Genomic DNA, 6,382 nt, shown 5'->3' with positions numbered 1-6,382 from the left:
ACCCCGCGGTCGTGCTGGCCGCGCTGCGCGGGCTCGGCGTGGAGCCGGTCGTGATGGCGACCGCGGGGTCGGCCAGGGAATCGTGGTTGGCCGCGAAGATGGTCCCCGAGGAGAGGCGCATCCTGAGGTCGCTGGTCACGGTCAGGTGCCCGAACAAGGGCACCAGGACGGAGGCGGCACGGATCAGCACGGCGGGCCCTTTCCGGTCGGGGCGGGGTGAGTGAGCCCAGTCTGGTGGCGCCGCGACGGCCGCGCCTGAGTACGCCTACTCAGACACCCGTACGACCTCCGGCGGGTTCGGCGGTGTTCGCGGCCCGGTCGGGGGCATCCGGAGAGCGACGGACCCGACCGGGGCCGACACCCGCAGCAACCACCCCGAAGGGACGGACATCGTGCTGGCCATCATCGCGGCGGTGGGGTTCTTCATCGCCTTCCTGATCAACGCGGCGGAGATCTCGACCAACGACACCTTCACGTCCACCAACATCATGCTGCTGAGCCTGACCCTGCTCGCCCTTCACCTCGGCGGCGTCGGCACCGGCTGGCCGGCGCGCGGCCGCAGACGCTGAAGGGACGCGCGGGCCCACACCCGGTGGGTCCGGCCTTTCTCCGATGGCCGGCCGGAGTCGGGGTAGGCGGGGGAAGGAACCCAGGAAAGGATCGTCATGACGACCTACGTGATCAGCGTCCCCGGCACCTTCACCACCGGCGTCGACGCGGACACCCGGGCCCGGATCAGCCGCTCCCTGAGCCCGGCCGACCCGCACCGCACGCAGATGGGGAACAGCGAGGACCTCGACGCCCTCTCGCTGAACGACGACGACACGTTCACCATCCGGCTGACCGTCGAGGCCGACACCGGGCCGCACGCCGAGGAGAGCGCGCGGCTGCTCGCGCAGTCGGCACTGCGGGAGTCCGGCCTGGACGAGAGCGACGCTCCGCTCGGGGCCGCGGCGGTCACCGGAATCGACTCCGACGTCTGACGGACGTCCGACCGACGTCTGACCCCGGCCGCGGGCCGGCGGACACGCGGGGAACCGCATACGAACGCAACCGGGGCCCCCTCGCGGACCGGTCCCCCGACGGGGAAAGATGGGACGGCGAGCGACGATCTACCCATGCGGAGGAAACGGACCATGCAGCACGAACGAGCGGGCCGGCCGGCCGGCCCCGAGGACCTCGTCGACGTGGCCCGACTGGTCACGGCGTACTACGCGCTGCACCCCGACCCCGCCGACCCGGCGCAGCGGGTGGCGTTCGGCACGTCCGGGCACCGCGGCTCCTCCCTGAACACCGCGTTCAACGAGGACCACATCGCCGCGACCAGCCAGGCCATCTGCGAGTACCGCTCCGCGCAGGGCACCGACGGCCCCCTCTTCCTGGGCGCCGACAGCCACGCGCTGTCCGAGCCCGCCCGGGTGACCGCGCTGGAGGTGTTCGCCGCCAACGACGTGAGCGTGCTCATCGACAGTGCCGACGGCTACACGCCCACCCCGGCCGTCTCGCACGCCATCCTCACCCACAACCGGGGCCGCACCAGTGGCCTCGCGGACGGGGTGGTCGTCACCCCCTCGCACAATCCGCCCGGTGACGGCGGCTTCAAGTACAACCCGCCCAGCGGCGGTCCGGCGGGCTCCGACGCCACCTCCTGGATCCAGGACCGCGCCAACGAGATCATCGCGGCCGGTCTGAAGGACGTACGCCGCGTCCCCTACCGCCGGGCGCTCGCCGCCCCCGGCACCGGCCGTCACGACTTCCTGGGCGCCTACGTCGCGGACCTGCCGGCCGTCCTGGACCTGGACGCGATCCGTGCCGCGGGCGTCCGTATCGGCGCCGACCCGCTCGGCGGGGCCTCGGTCGCCTACTGGGGCCGGATCGCGGAGCAGCACCGCCTCGACCTGACCGTGGTCAACCCGCTCGCCGACCCCACCTGGCGGTTCATGACGCTGGACTGGGACGGCAAGATCCGTATGGACTGCTCGTCGCCGTACGCCATGGCCTCGCTCATCGCGCAGCGCGACCGGTTCGACATCGCCACGGGCAACGACGCCGACGCCGACCGGCACGGCATCGTCACCCCGGACGCGGGCCTGATGAACCCCAACCACTACCTGGCCGCCGCCATCTCCTACCTCTACGCCCACCGGGAGCAGTGGCCGGACGGCACGGGCATCGGCAAGACCCTGGTGTCGTCCTCCATGATCGACCGGGTGGCCGCCGATCTCGGCCGCCGTCTCGTCGAGGTGCCCGTCGGCTTCAAGTGGTTCGTGGACGGTCTGGTCGACGGCTCGCTCGGTTTCGGCGGGGAGGAGTCGGCCGGCGCGTCCTTCCTGCGCCGCGACGGCTCGGTGTGGACCACCGACAAGGACGGCATCATCCTGGCGCTGCTCGCCTCCGAGATCACCGCCGTCACCGGGAAGACACCCTCGGAGCACTACGCGGCGCTGACGGCACGTTTCGGCGAACCCGCCTACGCCCGTATCGACGCGCCCGCCACCCGCGAGGAGAAGGCGCTGCTGGCCAAGCTCTCACCCGCGCAGGTCACCGCCGACACCCTGGCCGGCGAGCCGGTCACCGGCGTCCTCACCGAGGCGCCCGGCAACGGCGCGGCCATCGGCGGCATCAAGGTGACCACCGAGAACGCCTGGTTCGCCGCCCGCCCCTCCGGCACGGAGGACGTGTACAAGATCTACGGCGAGTCGTTCCTGGGCCCCGACCACCTGCGGCAGGTGCAGGAGGAGGCGAAGGACGTGGTGATGACGGCCCTCGGCGGCTGACCACCGGGCCACGGCGCGGCTCACCGCCGCGCCGCGTGGTCGCCCTCCGGAGGCGGGCGCACTGCCGGTGATATCCGATATGTCGGTATCATCCAGTAAACGTAAAATAATGAGGTTCGCCCCGAAGGGGCTACCGTCCTCTCCGGAGTGAGCCATGTTCCGCAAGCGTGCGACGGACGACGGCGACGAGCTGCTGGCCAGGCTCGGTTCGCTCACCGCCCAGGCACGCGAACGCGCGGAACTGCAACGCTCCCGCGTCGAACTGGCCATCGCCCTCCAGCGCGGCATGCTCCCCAGGGACCTGCCCAGCGCGCGCGGCTACCGGATCGCCGTCCGGTACGCGCCCGCCTACCACGGCCTCAACGTGGGCGGTGACTGGTACGACGCCTTCCGGATGTCCGACGGCCGTATCGGCCTGTCCATCGGTGACGTCCAGGGCCACAACATCGAGGCGACCGCCTTCATGGGTCAGGTCCGTGTCGGCCTGCGCGCCCTCGCCTCCGTCACCAGCGAGCCCGGCGAACTCCTCGCCCTGACCAACGACCTCCTCATCTCCCTCGGCGGTGACCTCTTCGCCACCTGCACGTTCATGCGCCTCGACCCGGCCACCGGCGAGGTGGAGAGCGCCCGCGCCGGACACATCCCGTGCGTGTGGGCCACCGCGGACGGCAGGTCCGGCGTGTCCGAGGACGAGGGCGGACCGCCGCTCGGCGTCCAGGAGGCGATGGAGTACCCGGTCACCCGGTACCGGCTCACCCAGGGCGGGGTGTTCGTGCTGCTCACCGACGGCGTCGTGGAAGGGCCGTCGATGAGCGTCGAGGAGGGACTGGACCAGGTCGTGCGCCTCGCCGGCATCGCCGCCGTCGCCGGCCTGGAGGCCCATGCCCTCGCCACCGCCGTGATGAAGGGCGCCGAGCGCGTCGGGCACGAGGACGACGCGGCCGTCCTGGTCGTCGGGCACGACGGCGTTCTCGGCGGGTAGCGGCGGCGCGTTCAGCCATAGGGCCGGTCCGGGCGCCTCCCGCCTCGCCCTCGGCACGGGCCCGGTGTCTGATGACTGCTGTGGTGGGTACCAGCGCTCTGCGTCGGCCGGCCGTCCTCGCCGCGGAGACGGCGGCGGTCGCGGCCGGCTACTACGCGGCCGGAAAGCTGGGCCTGCTGCGCCAGCTGGTCGTCGAGGGCGCGATCTTCACTCCCATCTGGCCGCCCTCCGGCGTCGCCGTGGCCTGCCTGCTGATCCTCGGGCTCCGCTGCTGGGCCGGCATCGCCCTCGGGGCGCTCCTCGTCATCCTGTCGCTCACCTCGCTCAGCCCGTCCGTCGTCTTCAATCTGGCGGGCAACACCGCGGCCCCCGTCTGCGCCTACCTCATGCTGCGCAAGGTGGGCTTCCGCAGCGACCTGGCCCGCCTGCGCGACGGTCTCGCCCTGGTGTTCCTCGGGGCGCTGGCCGCGATGCTGCTCAGCTCCACCGTGGGCGTGGGTGTCCTCCTCGTCACCGACGAGTTGCCCGCGCACGCCTTCTGGCCCGTCTGGCTGGCCTGGTGGGTCGGCGACGCGATGGGCGTCCTCATCGTCACGCCCGTGCTGCTCGTCGTGCACGCCGCCCGCCGGCCGCCGCCCCTGACCCGCTGGAAGGAGGCCGCGGGCCTGGCCGTCATCGCCCTGGCGCTCATCCCGCTGGCCACCAACAGCCATGTCAGCCTGCTCTTCCTCGTCTACCCGCTGCTGATCTGGTCGGCCCTGCGCTTCCAGCTCGCCGGCAGCATGCTGTGCGCCCTGGTCACCTCGGTCCTGGCCACGATCGCGGCCACCGACGGGGTGGGTCCCTTCGCGGGCCTGACCCGCGTCGAGGTCATGAGCAAACTCCAGGCCTTCAACGGCACCATGGCCCTGACCGCCCTGCTGCTGTCGGCCGTCATCACCGAACAGCGCAACACGCGCCGCTCCGTCGAACGTGCCTGCCAGGAACTGGTCGAGGTCCTGGAACACCTCACCGCGGGCGACGCCCCCTACGGCCGTCCCCCGAAGGGCACGGAGGACGGACCGCCCGGCAGAAGCTAGGACGCAGCCGACATTCGGCGCGCGGGCGGGCGACTCGATGACTAGCGTGAGGAAACGGACACCAACCGCTCTCACCGGAAAGGGCCACCACCATGGCCGTGCAACCCGAGGGAACCCCTTGCTGGGCCGACGCGATGTTCAGTGACCTGGAAGGGGCCAAGCGCTTCTACGGCGATGTCCTCGGCTGGACCTTCGGCGAGTCGTCGTCGGAGTACGGCAACTACACCCAGGCCTACGCGGACGGCAAGGCGGTCGCCGCCGTCGTACCGCCGATGCCCGGACAGGAGGGCCAGTCCGCCTGGTGCCTCTACCTCGCGGCCGAGGACGCCGCCGGCACCGCGGCGAAGATCCGCGAGAACGGCGGCGAGGTGCTGATGGAGCCGATGCAGGTCGGCGAGTTCGGCACCATGTGCCTGGCCCGCGAACCCAGCGGCGCCGTGTTCGGCGTGTGGCAGGCCGGCAGCCACGAGGGCTTCGAGGCGATGGGCGTGCCCGGCGCCTACGCCTGGGCCGAGGTCTTCACCCGCGAGCCCGAGAAGGCAGACACCTTCCTCTCCGCCGTCTACGGGTACGGACAGAAGCAGATGGAGGACGAAGGGATCGACTTCCGCCTCTACGACCTGGGCGAGCGCCCCGTCCTCGGCCGGATGACGATGGGCGACGACTTCCCGCCCGAGGTCCCCTCCTACATCAACGTCTACTTCACCGTGCCCGACTGCGACGACGCCGTCGCCAAGGCCACCAAGCTCGGCGGACAGCTCCGGTTCGGCCCGATGGGCACGCCGTTCGGCCGGTTCGCCGCCCTCACCGACCCGCAGGGCGCGAACTTCTCGGTCATCGACGTCACCACCACCGAGGGCGAGATGCCGCAGACCAGGGCCGTCTCCTAGCCGCGACGGACCACTGCCCGGCCATGGCATGATCGTGCGCATGCGTGAACGAGTGGTGGCCGCGTGCGACGGGGCCTCGAAGGGAAACCCCGGTCCGGCGGGCTGGGCCTGGGTGATCTCCGACGCCTCCGAGGCCCCGGCCCGCTGGGAGGCGGGCCCGCTCGGCAGGGCCACCAACAACGTCGCCGAACTCACCGCCCTGGAACGCCTGCTGGCGGCGGTCGACGCCGACGTACCGCTGGAGATCCGCATGGACTCGCAGTACGCCATGAAGGCCGTCACCACCTGGCTGCCCGGCTGGAAGCGCAACGGCTGGAAGAACGCCGCGGGCAAGCCGGTCGCCAACCAGGACCTGGTCGTGCGCATCGACGAACTGCTGCGCGGGCGCACGGTCGAGTTCCGCTATGTGCCCGCCCACCAGGTCGACGGCGACAAGCTGAACGACTTCGCCGACCGGGCCGCCAGCCAGGCGGCGATCGTGCAGGAGCCGGCGGGCAGCGCCCTCGGTTCGTCCGAGCCGCCGCCCGCCCCCGACGCCCCGGCCAAGTCCGCCGTACGCCGCAAGGCCGGCGGAGGCACCGGGGGAACCGGGTCCGGCGGGGGCGCCTCGCCCCGGCGGGCCGGCGGTTCGTCCGCCCGCACGATCAAGGCCAA

Annotated in this window: 7 protein-coding genes and 1 pseudogene; 7 read left to right on the top strand and 1 reads right to left on the bottom strand. The window is 72.0% G+C overall.

Annotated elements, in window-relative coordinates; genetic code table 11:
• A pseudogene (locus BZL64_RS30110) lies at positions 1-190 on the bottom strand (1-acyl-sn-glycerol-3-phosphate acyltransferase); the annotation flags it as partial.
• Positions 191-392: 202 nt separating this feature from the next.
• Between BZL64_RS30110 and BZL64_RS40350 the strand changes: the two are divergent.
• The 7 genes from BZL64_RS40350 to BZL64_RS30075 form a co-directional block, all read left to right on the top strand.
• Positions 393-569 carry a hypothetical protein gene (locus BZL64_RS40350; protein ID WP_086772313.1) on the top strand — a complete coding sequence of 59 codons (177 nt, stop codon included), beginning with the start codon at positions 393-395 and terminating at the stop codon, positions 567-569.
• A 96-nt stretch (positions 570-665) separates the two neighbouring features.
• Entirely contained in the window at positions 666-983 is a 318-nt protein-coding gene (locus tag BZL64_RS30100) for a hypothetical protein (protein WP_086772312.1), read from the top strand.
• A 153-nt stretch (positions 984-1,136) separates the two neighbouring features.
• Positions 1,137-2,777: a phosphoglucomutase (alpha-D-glucose-1,6-bisphosphate-dependent) gene (gene pgm / locus BZL64_RS30095; RefSeq protein ID WP_086772311.1), complete on the top strand. Its 1,641-nt coding sequence runs from the start codon at positions 1,137-1,139 to the stop codon at positions 2,775-2,777.
• A gap of 154 nt (positions 2,778-2,931) precedes the next feature.
• Positions 2,932-3,759: a PP2C family protein-serine/threonine phosphatase gene (locus tag BZL64_RS30090; protein WP_086772310.1), complete on the top strand. Its 828-nt coding sequence runs from the start codon at positions 2,932-2,934 to the stop codon at positions 3,757-3,759.
• Between the two features lie 80 nt (positions 3,760-3,839).
• Positions 3,840-4,838: an MASE1 domain-containing protein gene (locus tag BZL64_RS30085; RefSeq protein ID WP_244205554.1), complete on the top strand. Its 999-nt coding sequence runs from the start codon at positions 3,840-3,842 to the stop codon at positions 4,836-4,838.
• Positions 4,839-4,930: 92 nt separating this feature from the next.
• A complete protein-coding gene (locus BZL64_RS30080) occupies positions 4,931-5,728 on the top strand; it encodes a VOC family protein (RefSeq protein ID WP_086772308.1) in 798 nt (265 codons plus the stop codon).
• Between the two features lie 28 nt (positions 5,729-5,756).
• Positions 5,757-6,382 (top strand): ribonuclease H family protein (locus BZL64_RS30075; protein WP_107430370.1); only part of this gene is annotated, 626 nt, incomplete at its 3' end.

Origin of the sequence: Streptomyces bobili, from assembly GCF_002154575.1 — a bacterium.
GTDB lineage: Bacteria > Actinomycetota > Actinomycetes > Streptomycetales > Streptomycetaceae > Streptomyces > Streptomyces bobili.
This window is presented reverse-complemented; position numbering and strand designations above follow the sequence as displayed.